The organism is Pseudomonas sp. EMN2 (assembly GCF_009650555.1).
GTDB classification, from domain to species: domain Bacteria; phylum Pseudomonadota; class Gammaproteobacteria; order Pseudomonadales; family Pseudomonadaceae; genus Aquipseudomonas; species Aquipseudomonas sichuanensis.
This window is the reverse complement of the sequence record NZ_VZZR01000024.1, coordinates 50,625-67,152: the sequence shown is the minus strand read 5'-3', so window position 1 is coordinate 67,152 and position 16,528 is coordinate 50,625. Positions and strand designations below refer to the sequence as shown.

General features: G+C 64.8%; 17 protein-coding genes and 1 pseudogene. 13 read left to right on the top strand and 5 right to left on the bottom strand.

Annotation, left to right across the window (positions count from 1 at the left end):
* The 13 genes and pseudogenes from F6X61_RS08665 (at position 1) to F6X61_RS08605 (ending at position 13,799) form a co-directional block, all read left to right on the top strand.
* The gene (locus tag F6X61_RS08665) at positions 1–522 is read left to right on the top strand and encodes a chemotaxis protein CheW (protein ID WP_153786258.1); all 522 of its coding nucleotides are present in this window, start codon (positions 1–3) and stop codon (positions 520–522) included.
* Positions 519–1,766 (top strand): protein-glutamate O-methyltransferase CheR, encoded by a 1,248-nt coding sequence (locus F6X61_RS08660; protein ID WP_153786257.1) that lies wholly within the window; start codon positions 519–521, stop codon positions 1,764–1,766. Before F6X61_RS08665 ends, F6X61_RS08660 begins: the two co-directional genes overlap by 4 nt.
* Positions 1,763–2,431, top strand: coding sequence for a chemotaxis protein CheW (locus F6X61_RS08655; RefSeq protein WP_153786256.1), 669 nt, complete (start codon positions 1,763–1,765; stop codon positions 2,429–2,431). Before F6X61_RS08660 ends, F6X61_RS08655 begins: the two co-directional genes overlap by 4 nt.
* Positions 2,428–4,722, top strand: coding sequence for a hybrid sensor histidine kinase/response regulator (locus F6X61_RS08650; protein ID WP_153786255.1), 2,295 nt, complete (start codon positions 2,428–2,430; stop codon positions 4,720–4,722). The genes F6X61_RS08655 and F6X61_RS08650 overlap by 4 nt, the downstream gene beginning before the upstream one ends.
* Positions 4,719–5,740: pseudogene (locus F6X61_RS08645) on the top strand (chemotaxis response regulator protein-glutamate methylesterase). The gene F6X61_RS08650 and the pseudogene F6X61_RS08645 overlap by 4 nt, the downstream one beginning before the upstream one ends.
* A gap of 51 nt (positions 5,741–5,791) precedes the next feature.
* Positions 5,792–6,796 carry a PleD family two-component system response regulator gene (locus tag F6X61_RS08640; RefSeq protein ID WP_153786254.1) on the top strand — a complete coding sequence of 335 codons (1,005 nt, stop codon included), beginning with the start codon at positions 5,792–5,794 and terminating at the stop codon, positions 6,794–6,796.
* Positions 6,797–7,050: 254 nt separating this feature from the next.
* Positions 7,051–8,146, top strand: a protein-coding gene (gene prfB, locus F6X61_RS08635; RefSeq protein WP_153786253.1) for a peptide chain release factor 2 whose coding sequence is annotated in 2 segments (ribosomal slippage) — positions 7,051–7,122 and positions 7,124–8,146 — 1,095 coding nt in all. Because the reading frame shifts where the segments join, the coding sequence is not laid out codon by codon here.
* A 93-nt stretch (positions 8,147–8,239) separates the two neighbouring features.
* Entirely contained in the window at positions 8,240–9,742 is a 1,503-nt protein-coding gene (gene lysS, locus F6X61_RS08630) for a lysine--tRNA ligase (RefSeq protein WP_153786252.1), read from the top strand.
* Between the two features lie 203 nt (positions 9,743–9,945).
* Complete coding sequence (locus tag F6X61_RS08625; RefSeq protein WP_153786251.1) at positions 9,946–10,650, top strand: TetR/AcrR family transcriptional regulator; 705 nt, start codon at positions 9,946–9,948, stop codon at positions 10,648–10,650.
* Between the two features lie 29 nt (positions 10,651–10,679).
* A complete protein-coding gene (locus F6X61_RS08620) occupies positions 10,680–11,228 on the top strand; it encodes a hypothetical protein (RefSeq protein ID WP_153786250.1) in 549 nt (182 codons plus the stop codon).
* 75 nt (positions 11,229–11,303) lie between these two features.
* Positions 11,304–12,581, top strand: coding sequence for a flavohemoglobin expression-modulating QEGLA motif protein (locus F6X61_RS08615; RefSeq protein ID WP_125857653.1), 1,278 nt, complete (start codon positions 11,304–11,306; stop codon positions 12,579–12,581).
* Entirely contained in the window at positions 12,553–13,476 is a 924-nt protein-coding gene (locus tag F6X61_RS08610) for an alpha/beta hydrolase (RefSeq protein ID WP_153786249.1), read from the top strand. Before F6X61_RS08615 ends, F6X61_RS08610 begins: the two co-directional genes overlap by 29 nt.
* Entirely contained in the window at positions 13,473–13,799 is a 327-nt protein-coding gene (locus F6X61_RS08605; protein WP_153786248.1) for a hypothetical protein, read from the top strand. Before F6X61_RS08610 ends, F6X61_RS08605 begins: the two co-directional genes overlap by 4 nt.
* 59 nt (positions 13,800–13,858) lie before the next feature.
* Here the strand turns inward: F6X61_RS08605 and F6X61_RS08600 are convergent, their stop codons facing one another.
* From F6X61_RS08600 to F6X61_RS08580, 5 genes are all read right to left on the bottom strand, one after another.
* On the bottom strand, positions 13,859–14,176 hold the full coding sequence (locus F6X61_RS08600; RefSeq protein WP_153786247.1) for a type II toxin-antitoxin system RelE/ParE family toxin: 318 nt from the start codon (positions 14,174–14,176) through the stop codon (positions 13,859–13,861).
* Positions 14,130–14,414, bottom strand: coding sequence for a type II toxin-antitoxin system Phd/YefM family antitoxin (locus F6X61_RS08595; protein WP_153786246.1), 285 nt, complete (start codon positions 14,412–14,414; stop codon positions 14,130–14,132). Before F6X61_RS08595 ends, F6X61_RS08600 begins: the two co-directional genes overlap by 47 nt.
* A 140-nt stretch (positions 14,415–14,554) precedes the next feature.
* Entirely contained in the window at positions 14,555–15,343 is a 789-nt protein-coding gene (locus F6X61_RS08590; protein WP_153786245.1) for an OmpA family protein, read from the bottom strand.
* 47 nt (positions 15,344–15,390) lie between these two features.
* Entirely contained in the window at positions 15,391–15,804 is a 414-nt protein-coding gene (locus F6X61_RS08585) for a DUF4398 domain-containing protein (RefSeq protein WP_153786244.1), read from the bottom strand.
* Positions 15,805–16,066: 262 nt separating this feature from the next.
* Positions 16,067–16,411 (bottom strand): pilin assembly protein, encoded by a 345-nt coding sequence (locus F6X61_RS08580; protein WP_153786243.1) that lies wholly within the window; start codon positions 16,409–16,411, stop codon positions 16,067–16,069.
* Positions 16,412–16,528 lie beyond the last annotated feature (117 nt).

Here is a 16,528-nt window from a genome sequence, read left to right as displayed (position 1 = left end):
ATGACCGACCTGTCCCCCCGTGAGGACCGCGCGGCCACCGCCAAGGGCGCGCTGTACCTGCAGTTCCGCATCGCCGCGCAGCGCTTCGCCCTGGACGTGCGCGAAGTGATCGAAGTACTGCCGCGTCGCCCGCTCAAGCCCATTGCCCAGGCCCCGGCCTGGGTGGTCGGCGTGCTCGCCCACCGTGGCGCGCTGGTGCCGGTGATCGATGTGTCTGCCTTGAGCTTCGGCGCTCCGGCCGTCTCGCGCGGCAGCACCCGCCTGGTGCTGGTGCACTACCGTGGCGACCCGCAGCGCCCCGAGCTGCAGCTGGGGCTGATCCTGGAGCAGGCCACCGAGACCCTGCGTTGCCGGCCCGAGGAGTTCCAGCCCTATGGCCTGGACAACGCCGAGGCCCCTTACCTGGGGCCGGTGCGCCAGGACGCGCAAGGGTTGGTGCAGCGTATTTGCGTCGACGACCTGCTGCCGGCCACGGTCCGCCAGTTGTTGTACCCCAGCGAAGCCGGGCAGGTGCCGACATGACCGGGCAACGGTTCTTCCGCTTCCTGCAGGAGCGTATCGGCCTGGACGTGGAGTCGGTCGGGGCGCCGATGATCGAGCGGGCCTTGCGCCAGCGCTGCGTTGCCCTGCAGGCCACCGACCTGGACGATTACTGGCTGCGCCTGCAACAGTCCACGGCCGAGCAGCAGGCCCTGATCGAGGCGGTCATCGTCCCCGAAACCTGGTTCTTCCGTTACCCCGAGTCCTTTACCGCGCTGGTGGACCTGGCCCACAAGCGCGTGGCCGAACTGGCCGGTGCCCGGCCGTTGCGCATCCTCAGCCTGCCGTGTTCGACCGGTGAAGAGCCCTATTCCATCACCATGGCACTGCTCGATGGCGGGGTCGCGGCGCAAGCCTTCGCTGTCGATGGTATCGACATCAGCCCCAATTCGGTGGCCAAGGCCGAGCAGGCGTTGTACGGGCGCAACTCGTTCCGTGGCAGCGAACTGGCCTTCCGCGAGCGGCATTTCGACGAAACCGCCGAGGCCCACCAGCTCAACGAGCGGGTGCGCCGGCAGGTCAGCCTGAAAGTCGGCAACGTGCTGGATCCGGCGCTCAAGGCCCGTGACGGCCAGTACGACTTCGTGTTCTGCCGCAACCTGTTGATCTATTTCGATGTGCCCACCCAGCAACGGGTGTTCGAGGTGCTCAAGCAGCTTACCCACGCCCAGGGCGTGCTGTTCATCGGCCCGGCCGAGGGCAGCCTGCTGGCGCGCTTGGGCATGCGGCCTCTGGGGATCCCTCAGTCGTTCGCCTATGTGCGTCAGACAGACCCCGTGCCGGCCCCAGCGGACAAACCCTTGCCGGCCATGCGCCCGTTGGCGCCGCCATTGCCCAAGGTGGTCACGCTGCCCCAGCGCCCGGCAAGACCGTTGATGGCCCCCCCAGTGGCTGCCGAGCCGCGTGAAAACGAAGCGCAACTGCTGGCCGCCATCGCCCGGCACGCCAACGCCGGCGACAGCCAACAAGCCCGCAGCGACTGCGAGCGCTACCTGCGCCAGTTCGAACCCAAGGCGCAGGTCTACTACTGGCTGGGGTTGCTCAGCGATACCGAGGGCGATGCCACGCAGGCCATCACCCATTACCGCAAGGCGTTGTACCTGCAGCCCCAGCACCCGGAGGCGCTGATGCACCTGGCTGCCCTGCTGGCCTCGCAAGGTGACGAGGCGGGCGCCCGACGCCTGCAGGAGCGCGCGGCGCGGGCCGGCCGGGAGGCTGAACGATGAGCGCGGGATACGACATGCAACTGATCGCCCATGACGATGGTCAGGCCATCGACGATTGCTGGAACCGCATCGGCGTGCACGGCGACAAGCAGTGCCCGCTGCTGGAGCGGCACATCCACTGTCGCAATTGCGAGGTGCATGCGGCGGCAGCCACGCGCTTGCTGGATCGCTACGCGCAGGTGCTCGACGAACAGGACGAAACACTGCCGCCGGCCGAGTGCGCAGTCGGTCGCTCCATGCTGCTGTTCCGGCTGGGTGAGGAATGGCTGGCGCTGGCCACGGCCTGCCTCGCCGAAATCGCCCCGCTGCAGCCGGTGCATTCGTTGCCGCATCAACGCTCGCGGGTACTGCAAGGGGTGGCCAACGTGCGCGGTGCGCTGGTGCCGTGCCTGTCGCTGGCGGACCTGCTGAACGTGCCGGGCGAGGCCAGCATCGAGCGCAGTGGGCGGGTCATGCCGCGCATGCTGATCCTGGCGGCCGAAGGCGGCCCGGTGGTGGTGCCGGTGGCGGAGATCGATGGCATCCACCGGCTGGACCCTGGGCACCTGCAGGAGGGCAGCGATACCGCCCACTTCACTGCTGCGGTGCTGCAGTGGCGGGGCCGCAGCGTGCGGGTCCTGGATGAACAACACCTTCTGCAAGCCGTGAAGCGGAGCCTGTCATGACCCCGGAGCAAATGCGCGACGCTTCCTTGCTGGAGCTGTTCAGCCTGGAAGCCGAAGCCCAGACCCAGGTGCTCAGTGCCGGCCTGATGGCACTGGAGCGCAACCCCGGCCAGCCTGACCAGCTCGAGGCCTGCATGCGTGCGGCCCACTCGCTCAAGGGCGCGGCGCGGATCGTCGGCATCGATGCCGGCGTCAGCGTCGCCCACGTGATGGAAGACTGCCTGGTGGCCGCCCAGGAGGGCCGCCTGCTGCTGCGCCCGGAGCATATCGACGCGCTGCTGCAAGGTACTGACCTGCTGATGCGCATCGCCACGCCGGGCGACCCGGCAGGCGAAGGCCTGGTGCCGGTGTTCCTCGCCCAGATGGCCGGGCTGCTGGATTCGCCGCCGTTGGCCACCCAGGTGGCGCCGCCGTTGCCGGCTGCAACGCCGCCAGCCATGGTCGCGCCGCCGCCGGCCATGGAGCCTGAGCCAGAACCGATCGTCGAGGCCGAAGCCGAGCCGGTTGTCCGGCCGAGGGCCGGCAAGCGTGGTGGCGAGGGTGGCGAGCGCGTGCTGCGGGTCACGGCCGATCGGCTCAACAGTTTGCTCGACCTGTCGAGCAAGTCGTTGGTCGAAACCCAGCGCCTTAAGCCTTATCTCGCCACCTTGCAGCGCCTCAAGCGCATGCACGGCCAGGGCATGCGCGCTCTGGACGGGCTGAAGGCGCAGCTCGAAGACAGCGGCCAGGGTCCGGAAGTGCTCGACGCCCTGGCCCAGACCCAGCAACTGCTGGCCGAAACCCAGCAGATCCTGCTGCAGCAGGCTGCCGACCTCGACGAATTCGGCTGGCAGGCCAGCCAGCGCGCCCAGTTGCTGTACGACACCGCGCTGGCCTGCCGCATGCGCCCGTTCGCCGATGTGCTGACCGGTCAGAGCCGCATGGTGCGCGACCTGGGGCGCTCCTTGGGTAAACCGGTGCGGCTGCTGGTCGAAGGCGAGAAGACCCAGGTCGATCGCGACGTGCTGGAAAAGCTCGAAGCGCCGCTGACCCATCTGCTGCGCAACGCCGTCGACCATGGCATCGAGCTGCCCGAAAGGCGCCTGCTGGCCGGCAAGCCCGACGAAGGCACGGTGCGCCTGCGCGCCTCGCACCAGGCCGGGCTGCTGATTCTGGAACTGACCGATGATGGCGCTGGCATCGACCTTGAGCGCTTGCGCCGCAGCATCGTCGAGCGCGCGCTGTCGCCGGCCGAAACCGTGGCGCAGATGAGCGAAGCCGAGCTGCTCACCTTCCTCTTCCTGCCCGGCTTCAGCCTGCGCGATACGGTCACCGAAGTGTCCGGGCGCGGGGTTGGCCTGGATGCGGTGCAGCACATGGTCCGCGAGCTGCGCGGTTCGATCGAGCTGACCCAGGTGGCGGGGCAGGGGTGCTGCTTCCACCTGGAGGTGCCGCTGACCCTGTCGGTGGTGCGCAGCCTGGTGGTCGAGGTGGGCGGCGAGGCCTATGCCTTCCCGCTGGCGCATATCGAGCGCACCCTCGATGTGCCGGCCGAAAGCATCGTGCAGATCGAAGGGCGCCAGCATTTCTGGCACGAGGGTCGGCATATCGGCCTGGTCGCCGCCAGCCAGTTGCTCAACCGGCCGGCGGCACAGGACGCGGGCCAGAACCTGCGGGTGGTGGTGATTCGCGAGCGCGACCAGCTTTACGGCGTGGCCGTCGAGCGCCTGATCGGCGAGCGGGTGCTGGTGGTGATGCCCCTCGACCCGCGCCTGGGCAAGGTCCAGGACATTTCGGCCGGCGCCCTGCTGGACGATGGCTCGGTGGTGCTGATCATCGATGTCGAGGACCTGCTGCGCTCGGTGGACAAGCTGCTCAGCACCGGCCGCCTGGAGCGCATCGAACGTGGCGGCCAGCACGGCCGGGGCATTGCGCGCCGGCGTGTGCTGGTGGTCGATGACTCGCTCACCGTGCGCGAACTGCAACGCAAGCTGCTCGGCAACCGTGGCTACGAAGTGGCCGTGGCGGTGGATGGCATGGATGGGTGGAACGCCCTGCGCAGCGATGACTTCGACCTGTTGATCACCGACATCGACATGCCGCGCATGGACGGTATCGAGCTGGTCACCCTGGTGCGTCGCGACCAGCGCCTGCAATCGCTGCCGGTCATGGTGGTGTCGTACAAGGACCGGGAAGAAGACCGGCGTCGTGGACTTGATGCCGGCGCCGACTATTATCTGGCCAAGGCCAGCTTCCATGACGATGCGTTGCTGGACGCCGTAGAGGAGCTGATCGGAGGTGCCCAGGGATGAAGATCGCCATCGTCAATGACATGCCCATGGCTGTGGAGGCCCTGCGCCGGGCGCTGGCCTTCGAGCCGGCGCATGAGGTGGTGTGGGTCGCCGGCAACGGCGCCGAGGCGGTGCAACGCTGTACCGAACAGCTCCCGGACCTGATCCTGATGGACCTGATCATGCCGGTGATGGACGGTGTCGAGGCGACCCGGCGGATCATGGCCGAGACCCCGTGCGCCATCGTCATCGTCACGGTCGACCGCAAGCAGAACGTGCACCGGGTATTCGAAGCCATGGGCCATGGGGCCCTGGACGTGGTCGACACGCCGGCACTGGGCGCGGGCGATGCCCGTGAGGCGGCGGCGCCGCTGTTGCGCAAGATCCTCAATATCGGTTGGCTGATCGGCCAGCAGCGGCCCAGCGCCCCGCAGCCGGTGCGTACCCCCTTGCGGGAGGCGTCCCAGCGCCGTGGCCTGGTGGCCATCGGCTCGTCGGCTCGTCGGCTGGCGGGCCGGCGGCACTGGAAGTGTTGCTCAAGGGGCTGCCGAAGGCCTTCCCGGCGGCCATCGTGCTGGTCCAGCACGTCGACCAGGTATTCGCCGGCGGCATGGCCGAATGGCTCAGCACGGCGAGCGGCCAGGCGGTCCGCCTGGCCCGCGAAGGCGAGCCACCGCAGCCGGGGCAGGTCCTTCTGGCCGGCACCAACCACCATATCCGCCTGCTGCACAACGGCCAGTTGGCCTACACTGCCGAGCCGGTCAATGAAATCTACCGGCCTTCGATCGACGTGTTCTTCGAAAGCGTGGCGCGCTACTGGTCGGGCGACGCGGTGGGCGTGCTGCTCACCGGCATGGGACGCGATGGCGCCCAGGGCCTGAAGCTGATGCGTCAGCAGGGTTTTCTGACCATTGCCCAAGACCAGCAGAGCAGTGCGGTATACGGCATGCCCAAGGCCGCTGCGGCCATCGACGCCGCAGTGGAAATCCGCCCGCTGGAACGCATCGCCGGGCGACTGACGGAACTCTTTTCGAAATGACGACAAGTATTGAGGCGCGCCGCCTGGCGGGCCGTGACCGGGTGACCAGCAATGAATGATCTACCGATCGAAGGTTTCACGACCATCAACGAAGGCGCGGCGATGGTCCTGCTGGTGGACGATCAGGCAATGATCGGCGAAGCGGTGCGCCGTGGCCTGGCCCATGAAGAGAACATCGACTTCCATTTCTGCGCCGACCCGCACCAGGCGGTGGCCCAGGCCATGCGGATCAAGCCCACGGTAATCCTCCAGGACCTGATCATGCCGGGCCTCGACGGCCTGACCCTGGTGCGCGAGTACCGCAACAACCCGGCCACCCAGGACATCCCGATCATCGTCCTGTCGACCAAGGAAGACCCGCTGGTCAAGAGCGCGGCCTTCGCTGCCGGGGCCAACGACTACCTGGTGAAGCTGCCCGACACCATCGAGCTGGTGGCACGTATCCGCTACCACTCGCGCTCGTACCTGACGTTGCTGCAGCGCGACGAGGCCTACCGCGCCCTGCGCGTGAGCCAGCAGCAGTTGCTTGACACCAACCTGATGCTGCAGCGGCTGATGAATTCCGACGGCCTGACCGGGCTGTCCAACCGCCGCCACTTCGACGAGTACCTGGAGCTGGAGTGGCGCCGGGCCATTCGTGAGCAGCAGCAACTGTCGCTGCTGATGATCGATGTCGACTACTTCAAGGCGTTCAACGACAGTTTCGGCCACCTGGCCGGTGATGAGGCCTTGCGCCAGGTGGCGGAAGCCATTCGTGGTTGCTGCTCGAGGCCCAGTGACCTGCCGGCGCGTTACGGTGGCGAAGAGTTCGCCCTGGTGCTGCCCAATACCTCTCCAGGCGGGGCGCGGTTGATTGCCGAGAAGTTGCGACAGACCATCATGGGCTTGAACATTGCCCACACGGTGCCCGAGCACGGCTCGCACTTGACCGTAAGCATCGGCCTGGCCACCCAGACGCCGGCCGTTGGCAGCCATTGCCGGCAGCTGATATCGGCGGCGGACAAGGGGCTGTACCAGGCCAAGAACAACGGCCGTAACCAGGTGGGCATTGCCTGAACGCGACACTTCACGCTGACGCCATCCCTTGTAGGAGCGGCCTTGTGTCGCGATGGGCCGCGTAGCGGCCCCCGATTTTTGCCGATCACACAGAGATCGCCGGGGCTGCTTTGCAGCCCTTTCGCGACACAAGGCCGCTCCTACAGGGCCATGCATGGCCGATTGCGGCGCCTGCCCGGCGGGTCTGCCGTCATGGCGCGGACTCGGTTATACTCGCGGGCTTTTCACCGAATTCGCACGAGAGCTGCCCGCCCATGGAAATCCAACCGATCCTGAACACCATCAAGGACCTCACCGAGCGTTCCCAGTCTATTCGGGGGTATCTTTGACTACGATCACAAGCATGATCGTCTGGTCGAAGTAAACCGCGAGCTGGAAGACGCCTCCGTCTGGAACAAGCCCGAGTACGCGCAGGCACTGGGCCGCGAGCGCGCCATGCTGGCGCAGGTCGTCGAGACCCTGGACAAACTGTCCAACGGCCTGGGCGACTGCAAGGACCTGCTCGACATGGCCGTCGAGGAAGGTGACGAAGGCGCCGTCAGCGATGTCGTGACCGAGCTGCAAGGGCTGGAGGAATCCCTCGCCCTGCTCGAGTTCCGTCGCATGTTCAGCGGTGAGATGGACCCGAACAACGCCTACCTGGACATCCAGGCCGGTTCCGGCGGTACCGAGGCCCAGGACTGGGCCAACATCCTGCTGCGCATGTACCTGCGCTGGGCCGACAAGCGCGGTTTCGATGCCACCATCATCGAGCTGTCCGAAGGTGAAGTCGCCGGCATCAAGGGCGCCACCGTGCACATCAAGGGCGAGTATGCCTTCGGCTGGCTGCGCACCGAGATCGGCGTGCACCGCCTGGTGCGCAAGAGCCCGTTCGACTCCGGCGCCCGTCGCCACACCTCGTTCTCGGCGGTATTCGTCTCGCCCGAGATCGACGACAAGGTCGAGATCGAGATCAACCCGTCCGACCTGCGCATCGATACCTACCGCTCCTCCGGCGCCGGTGGCCAGCACGTCAACACCACCGACTCGGCGGTGCGTATCACCCACGTGCCGACCAACACCGTGGTGGCCTGCCAGAACGAACGTTCCCAGCACGCCAACAAGGACACCGCCATGAAAATGCTGCGGGCCAAGTTGTACGAGCTGGAAATGCAGAAACGCAACGCCGCCTCGCAGGCCCTGGAAGACAGCAAGTCGGACATCGGCTGGGGTCACCAGATCCGCTCCTATGTACTCGATGACTCGCGTATCAAGGACCTGCGTACCGGCGTAGAGCGCAGCGACTGCCAGAAGGTGCTCGACGGCGACCTCGACGAGTACCTGGAAGCGAGCCTCAAGCAGGGGCTGTAAGCATCCAAGCGGCGGCAAACCCGTGGGAGCGGGCTTGCCCCGCGATCCCTCACCCGCGTGAGGCAACGAATACCTGATGGAAAGAATGACGACATGAGCGACCTCAAGACCGAATCGCAAGACCTGCAACAGGAAGAAAACGCCCTGATCGCGCTGCGCAAGGAAAAGCTTGCCGCCGAGCGCGCCAAGGGCAACGCCTTCCCCAACGACTTCCGTCGCGACAGCTACTGCAACGACCTGCAGAAACAGTACGCGGACAAGACCAAGGAAGAGCTGGAAGCAGCCGCGATCCCGGTCAAGGTGGCTGGCCGCATCATGCTCAACCGTGGCTCGTTCATGGTTATCCAGGACATGACCGGTCGCATCCAGGTCTACGTCAACCGCAAGACCCTGTCCGAAGACACCCTGGCCGCGGTCAAGACCTGGGACCTGGGCGACATCATCAGCGCCGAAGGCACCTTGGCCCGTTCCGGCAAGGGCGACCTGTACGTCGAAATGACCAACGTGCGCCTGCTGACCAAGTCGCTGCGCCCGCTGCCGGACAAGCACCACGGCCTGACCGACACCGAGCAGCGCTATCGCCAGCGCTACGTCGACCTGATGGTCAACGAGGAAACCCGCCACACCTTCCGTGTGCGCTCGCAGGTGATCTCGCACATCCGCAAGTTCCTCATCGAGCGTGACTTCCTCGAAGTCGAAACGCCGATGCTGCAGACCATCCCCGGCGGCGCCGCGGCCAAGCCGTTCGAAACCCACCACAACGCGCTGGACATGGCCATGTTCCTGCGTATCGCCCCGGAGCTGTACCTCAAGCGCCTGGTGGTCGGTGGTTTCGAGAAAGTCTTCGAGATCAACCGCAACTTCCGTAACGAAGGCGTTTCGACCCGGCACAACCCCGAGTTCACCATGCTCGAGTTCTACCAGGCCTACGCCGACTACAACGACAACATGGACCTCACCGAAGAGCTGTTCCGCGAGCTGGCGCAGCTGGTGCTGGGCACTACCGACGTGCCTTACGGCGACAAGGTGTTCCACTTCGGCGAGCCGTTCGTGCGCCTGTCGGTGTTCGACTCGATCCTCAAGTACAACCCTGAGCTGACCGCTGCCGACCTGCAGGATGTCGACCGCGCCCGCGACATCGCCAAGAAGGCCGGTGCCAAGGTGCTGGGCCACGAGGGCCTGGGCAAGCTGCAGGTGATGATTTTCGAAGAGCTGGTGGAGCACAAGCTGGAGCAGCCGCACTTCATCACCGAGTACCCGTTCGAAGTGTCGCCACTGGCCCGTCGCAACGACGACAACCCATCCGTGACCGACCGCTTCGAGCTGTTCATCGGTGGCCGCGAGATCGCCAACGCCTACTCCGAGCTCAACGACGCCGAAGACCAGGCCGAGCGCTTCCTGGCCCAGGTGGCCGAGAAAGACGCCGGTGACGACGAAGCCATGCACTACGATGCAGACTTCGTTCGCGCCCTGGAGTACGGCATGCCGCCGACCGCTGGTGAAGGCATCGGTATCGACCGCCTGGTCATGCTGCTGACCAACTCGCCGTCGATCCGCGACGTGATCCTGTTCCCGCACATGCGTCCGCAGGCCTGAGTGTCCTGAACAAGCCGCCTTTCGAGGCGGCTTTTTCATGCCTGAAGCTTTATGTCGTCAGTGCCGGCCTCTTCGCGGGGCAAGCCCGCTCCCACCACCACAACCCTCAGGCCCAGTGGTGTAACGTGGGAGCGAGCTTGCCCCGCGATGAGGCCGGTACAGGCAACCCATTGTTCATGAGGTAAACCAGAGTGACTCCCGCAATGGCCCCACAAGGCGCCGCCGGCATCGCCACCGCCGTCGCCGAAAGCGTGCAGTACCAAGGGCGCAAGACCGCCCGCCAGGGCAGCGAGCAGCGCCGCCAGCAGATCCTCGACGCCGCCATGCGCATCGTCGTGCGCGACGGTGTGCGCGGTGTGCGTCACCGTGCCGTGGCCGCCGAGGCCGGCGTGCCGCTGTCGGCCACCACTTACTACTTCAAGGACATCCAGGACCTGCTGGCCGATACCTTCGCCCAGTACGTCGAGCGCAGCGCCGCCTATATGGCCAAGCTCTGGGCCAACACCGAAGGCGTGCTGCGCCAGTTGCTCGCCCAGGGCGATGGCAGCCCGCAGGCGCGGGCGCGCCTGGCCGACGAGGTGGCGCGCATGACCGCCGACTACGTGACCCGCCAACTGCACAACCGTCGCGACTTCCTCATGGCCGAGCAGGCCTTCCGCCAGGAAGCGCTGCTGTGCCCGCGCCTGGCCGAACTGGTGTGCGCCCATGAGCAGATCCTGCTGCACGGCGCGCGGCAGATGCTCCAGGTGGTCGGCTCGCGCCAGCCTGAGCAGGATGCGCAGATGTTGACGGCGATAATCGAGCAGATGGAATATCAGGGCCTGCTCAAGGACGCGAATGCGCAGGCCGATGAGCAGATGCTCGCTATCCTTGTCCGATACCTGCAGATGGTGCTGGCTTCGGCTTGAGCTGCGCACGAATTCTCAAGGAGAACCCGATGAAAGCCTGGCGTGTGGTGTTGTTGACCTTGTCATTCCTCTTGCTGGGCGGTTGTCTGGTGGCCTTCCATGAACCGCTGCCGAGCAATCAGGCAGCGCCCAAGGCCCTGCTCGGCAAGTGGAGCAGCAAGGACGCCTGGGGTGAGTCACTGAAACTCACGATCAGCCGCAGCGGCGGCGATGCCTACAAGGCGGTGGCGACCGCCAAGGGCAAGGCCCCTGAAGAGTACGTGTTCACGGTGTCGCGCCATGGCAACCGCTGGTACATGTCGGCCGGTGTGCCCAAGCGGCTGGGGGGCAACTTCCTGATTGGCGGATTCGATATCGTCGAAGGCAAGGAACTGGTGGTCTACAACCTCGATGTCGAGCAGGTGCAGCAGGCCGTCGACAAGAAGGAACTGAGTGGGCGAAGCATCGAAGTCCCCGAAGAGAATGGCGAGGGTGTGTTGATCGACAGCCCGTCGGCGCGTGTGCTGGCGTACCTGGACGATCCGGCCAACTCCGACCTGTTCGTCGAGGTGGCGCGCTTTCAGCGCTCCGGCAAATAGAGCTACCGTACCGGCCTGTCGCGAACCCGTGGGAGCGGGCTTGCCCCGCGATAGGCTCGACAAAGGAGTCCTCAGGTGGACGAGTACCAGCAGACCATACGTACGTTGTCCGACCGCATCGTGGCCGCGCAAACCCCCATTCGCGTGCTCGATGCGGTGAAATGGGACGACGGCATCCGCCAGGGTTTCCTCAAGGCCAAGGGCAAGGAACCACCCGCGGTGGACCGTGCCTACTACCAGAGCCGGCCCTTGTCGTTCGATTCCAGCGCGGTAAAGGCCGAGTTCCAGAACATCGAGCGTGACATCACCCGCCAGCTTGGCCAGTTCAACCCGGTCGGGCAGATCATGCGACGCATGTGCAAGGAATACCGCATGGTGGTGCGCATGCTCGAAGCGCGCGGCACCGAGGACTTCGGGCTGATTTCCCAGGAGCTGTACGGCGCGGCCTCCGACGCTTTCCATGCCGGTGACCCGACCCTCGCCGACCTGGGGCTGATGCTCTCGGATTACCTGAACAACATTGACGGCCGTGGCGATCTCAAGGACGAGCCGAAGAACCTCACGGCGAAGGAGGCGGTGGAGATCCTCCAGCGCCGCCTGAACAAGGTGTTCGGCGAGGCCGAGGAAACCATTCGCGTATTCGAGTCGGACGGCATCGTCGCCGACGCGGCGGCCGGCGCCGACTATATCAAGGTGCGCGCCGACGCCATGTTCAACAACCGCGACGTGCGCGCCCTGGAGGTCCACGAAGGCCTGGTGCATGTCGGCACCACCCTCAATGGCCTGAACCAGCCGATCTGCACCTTCCTGGCCAAGGGCCCACCCTCGTCCACGGTGACCCAGGAGGGCCTGGCCATCCTGATGGAAGTGATCGCCTTCGCCTCCTACCCCAGCCGCCTGCGCAAGCTCACCAACCGCACCCGGGCCATCCACATGGTCGAGGAGGGCGCGGACTTCATGCAGGTATACGAGTTCTTCCGTGGCCAGGGCTTCGAGATGGGGCAGAGCTACAGCAACGCCAGCCGGGTGTTCCGCGGCTCGGTACCCAATGGCCTGCCATTCACCAAGGACTTGTCCTACCTCAAGGGCTTCATCATGGTTTACAACTACATTCAGTTGGCCGTGAAGAAGGGCAAGCTGGAGCAGATCCCGTTGCTGTTCTGCGGCAAGACCACCCTGGAAGACATGCGCACCTTGCGCCAGCTGGTCGAAGAAGGGCTGGTGGAGCCACCCAAGTACCTCCCGGAGCAGTTCCGCGACCTCAACGCGCTGTCGGCCTGGATGTGCTTCTCCAACTTCCTCAACCACTTGAGCCTGGACCGCATTGAAGCCGACTACGCGAACATTCTCTGACGCCTGCCGTCACCTCGCCTTCGGCCTCGGGCTGCTGCTGTTGAGTGGCTGCAGCAGCCTGCTGTTCTACCCCGAGCGCGGTCAGCCGTTCACCCCCGAGCGGGCCAAGCTCGACTACCGCGATGTCACTCTGACCACCGCTGACGGCGTTCGCCTGCACGGCTGGTGGCTGCCGGCCAAGGCCGGTGTCGAGGTCAAGGGCACGGTGCTGCACCTGCATGGCAACGGCGGCAACCTGGCGGGCCACCTGGGTGGCAGCTACTGGCTGCCGGAGCAGGGCTACCAGGTGCTGATGATCGACTACCGAGGCTATGGCCTGTCCCAGGGCAAGGCCAGCTTGCCTGAGGTCTATGAAGACATCGCGGCGGCCATGGCCTGGCTGGAGCGTGCGCCCGAGGTGCAGGGCAAGCCATTGGTGCTGCTGGGCCAGAGCCTCGGCGGCGCCATGGCCATCCATTACCTGGCGGCGCACCCGCAGCAGCGCGAGCGCTTCGAGGCGCTGGTGTTCGACGGTGTGCCGGCCAGTTACCGGGCGGTGGGTCGCTATGCCCTCGGTACCTCGTGGATGACCTGGCCGCTGCAGGTGCCGCTGTCGTGGCTGGTACCCGACGGCGACAGCGCGATCCGCTCCATCGAACAGCTGGCCAGCCCGCCCAAGCTGTTCTTCCACAGCATCGATGACAGGCTGGTGCCCTTGGACAACGGCATTCGCCTGTACCAGCACGCACCGCCCCCGCGGGTGCTGCAATTGACCCGCGGCGGCCATGTGCAGACCTTCGCCGACCCGACCTGGCGCCAGGTGATGCTGCGTTTTCTGGACGACCCCGCGCATTTCAACGGCCTGCGCCGCCTGGCCGAAGTACCCAACTACCCTGACGAGAAGAACAAGCAATGAGTGAAGAACGCAACGCCATCCCGCTGATCCTGACCGGCGTCGGCAGCATCATCGTGACGGTGGGGGCCCTCTGGTATTACGGCTACCTGCATTTCGCCAAGCCTGAAGATGCCCTGTTGCTGCAGGACTTCACCATGCTCAAGACCATTCCAGGCGAGGACTACAAGGTCTCGCTGGATCCGGCGCCGCAGGTGGCGCAATGCCTGGATGGCGTGCTGGTGCTGTTCGATACCCAGCAGAAGGGCCTGACCGGTGTGCTGGTGGACAACCGCAAGCGCGCGGTGCGCTGCATGGGCGAGGAAACGCCGCAAAAAGTGCAGTGAGTGGTTGAGCCCATCATTCATGTCAGATCGGGCGGGGGCATGCTCGCGTTATTGAGGCACTACTGCAATCGCGATTGCGCGGTCTTGTAGATGTCGCCTCGCTCCCGCTTGCCAATTGCAATAACCAGCACCACCACTTGCTCGTCGATGACTCTGTAAACGAGACGGTAACCCGCTGACTTCAGTTTGATTTTGTAGCAGTCCGGCATCCCGGAGAGCTTATCCTTCTCGACCCTGGGGTTCTTCAGGCGCTCTTTGAGTTTGTTGACCAACTGAGACTGGAACTGTTCGGGGAGCTTGAACAGCTCCTTGTATGCCCGGGCGGTAAAATCAAGCTTGTAGGTCTTTTCCTTTTCCCACTTCTGCGATGAGCTCATCGATGTCCACTCTGATAGTGGGGTCACCCATTCGCTGGCGCACAAGCTCTGCCAGTTGCATGTCATCAATCAGGTCCATCATCGCCTCGTAGCGCTCCGGCGGTACTGCGTAGAAGGCAGGCTCGTTCCGATTGAGGATCACCACGGTTTCACCGTGCGCTTCGCGAATAGTGCCCATTGGGTCTTTCTTGAGGTCGGTGATGGATGCTGCCAGATCGGCGAGGACGTGGAAGGTCATAGTTGTATCAACCCATTTGTCTTGAAGGATGGTTGAGTGATTCTAGTGCTTTGGAAGGTGTCTTTAAAGGTGCTTTTGACCAAAGGCCAAGCATGAAAAAACCCGCCATCAGGCGGGTTTTTTCATTCAGCCAGCAGTCCTCACTGGACTTGGCTCACCGCACGCGGCATTACCGGCTGGTTATCGTTGGAGATGGTCACCTCAACCCGACGGTTCTGCGCACGGCCTGAGTTGCTGCCGTTATCGGCCACCGGATACTCCTTGCCGTAGCCCTGGGCGACGATGCGCGCTGGGTCCACCCCGGCACGTACCAGCGCCATGCGCACGGCACCGGCGCGGCGCTCGGACAGGCTCTGGTTGTAGTTGGCCGAGCCGACGCTGTCGGTATAGCCCTCGACGATCACCTTGCGCTCCGGGTTCTCCTGGAGGAACTGCGCCAGTTTGGTGACGTTGGGGTAGGCGCTGCTCTTGAGTTCGGCCTTGTTGAAGTCGAACAGCACGTCGCCGAAGGTCACCAGCGTGCCGCGGTCGGTCTGCTTGGCGTTGAGGCTGTCCTGCAGCTTCTTGATCTGCGCGTCACGGGCATCGAGCTTGGCCTGGGCGCGTTGCGCGGCGGAGTTCTTCAGCTCGGCCTCGGCCGTGCGCAGGGTGATGGTCTGCTTGGCCACTTCGACGCGCTGGTTGGTGAGGTAGGCGAGCTGGTCGACCTTCTTGCTGTCCTCACGCTCCATATAGGCCTTGTCGGCCTTGTTCAGCCAGTCCTGGGCGTCCTTGGTTTCGAGGGCGGCCACCTTGCTCGACTGTGGATCGCTCTGCAGTACCGAGAAGTTGGTGCGGGCCGATTCGAGGTTGGCGTTCGGGTCGTGGGAGCAGGCGGCAAGGCCGACACTCAGGGCCAGCAGGGCGGGAATCATGACGTAGTTGCGCATAGTGTTCATCCTTTGATCGTTAGCGAAGGCTCGGGGGCGCAGCAGGCCTATTCGGCGCTGCGCAGGCCTTCTTCACGTACGTCCTGGACACCCTGGCGGGCATCCTGCACAGCCTTCTGGGCCTTGGCGGCCTGGGCCTTGCGTTCAGCGACACGGGCATCCCATTCGGCCTGTTCGGCGAGCATGCGGGCCTGGTCGTACTGCTTGTCGTGCATGGCAATCTCGGCCTGCTTGAACTTGTCCTGGGCCGCTTTCATTTCCACTGCCGCGAACTCGGTACCGCCGGCACTGACCGCAGCATTCACTGCCGACTGGCTGACGGCATACTGCTCGGTGGGCGGCTTGCCGGCGCAACCGGCCAGTACCAGGCTGCCGCCCAGGGCCAGTGCGGCCAGCTTCAGCCCGCGCAGGTGAGTGGTGGAGGGTTTTGCAATGCGGGTCTTCATGGTGGTCAACTCCATTGGGTCACTCCTGTTAACGACGATGTCCGCGACCGGTCCATCGTTGTTCCCCAGCCAAGGCGTGCGCTGCAACGCCCGTGTTTGCAGGGTTTTGCCGTGATGGCTACTGGCTGTGACCGAGGCGTTTTTTGGATAGTTCAGAAAAATTGCTGTGCTAACGATGTTTTTTTCTGACTGATTGGTCAGCGCGAAAAGTGCGGAACTTTGCGCTGCCGGGGAGGTATGCGGGCCTTATGGAACAAGGCCCGCAGGTAGGGGAGGGCTAGTGGCGTTCGTTTTTACCTGGGCTGCCGAGTGCAGCCAGATGACGGCGCGAAAGCGCAAGGAATCGAGGTGTCGGGCCTATGTCCTCGTACAGCGGATCCCCTTCCTCATCGGTGGCGATCACCTGCCGGCCCTTGATGTACGGGAAGCTGGCTTCGAGCTCCTCGAGCGCGGCGGCGACCAGTTCGCCAAGCAGCGCTTCAGGGCTGCGCTTGGGGTACATCTCGGTCAGCGCGGCCAGGCGCGCTTCAGCTTCCATGTCCAGGTGCAGGACATGCCCGGTGGGGCTCAGGCGTCCGGCGGCATTCTGTTCCCAGTGCTGGGCGAGTTCGCGGATTTTCATGATGACCTCTGTCAAAGCCTCGAAAGTGGCATTGCTTCGGATGACCACTCTTCACTTTAGTTGCTTTGCCCGCGCCCGGCTTGCCAGGCGCGGCCTGGAGTCGGCACTCTTGGGGCT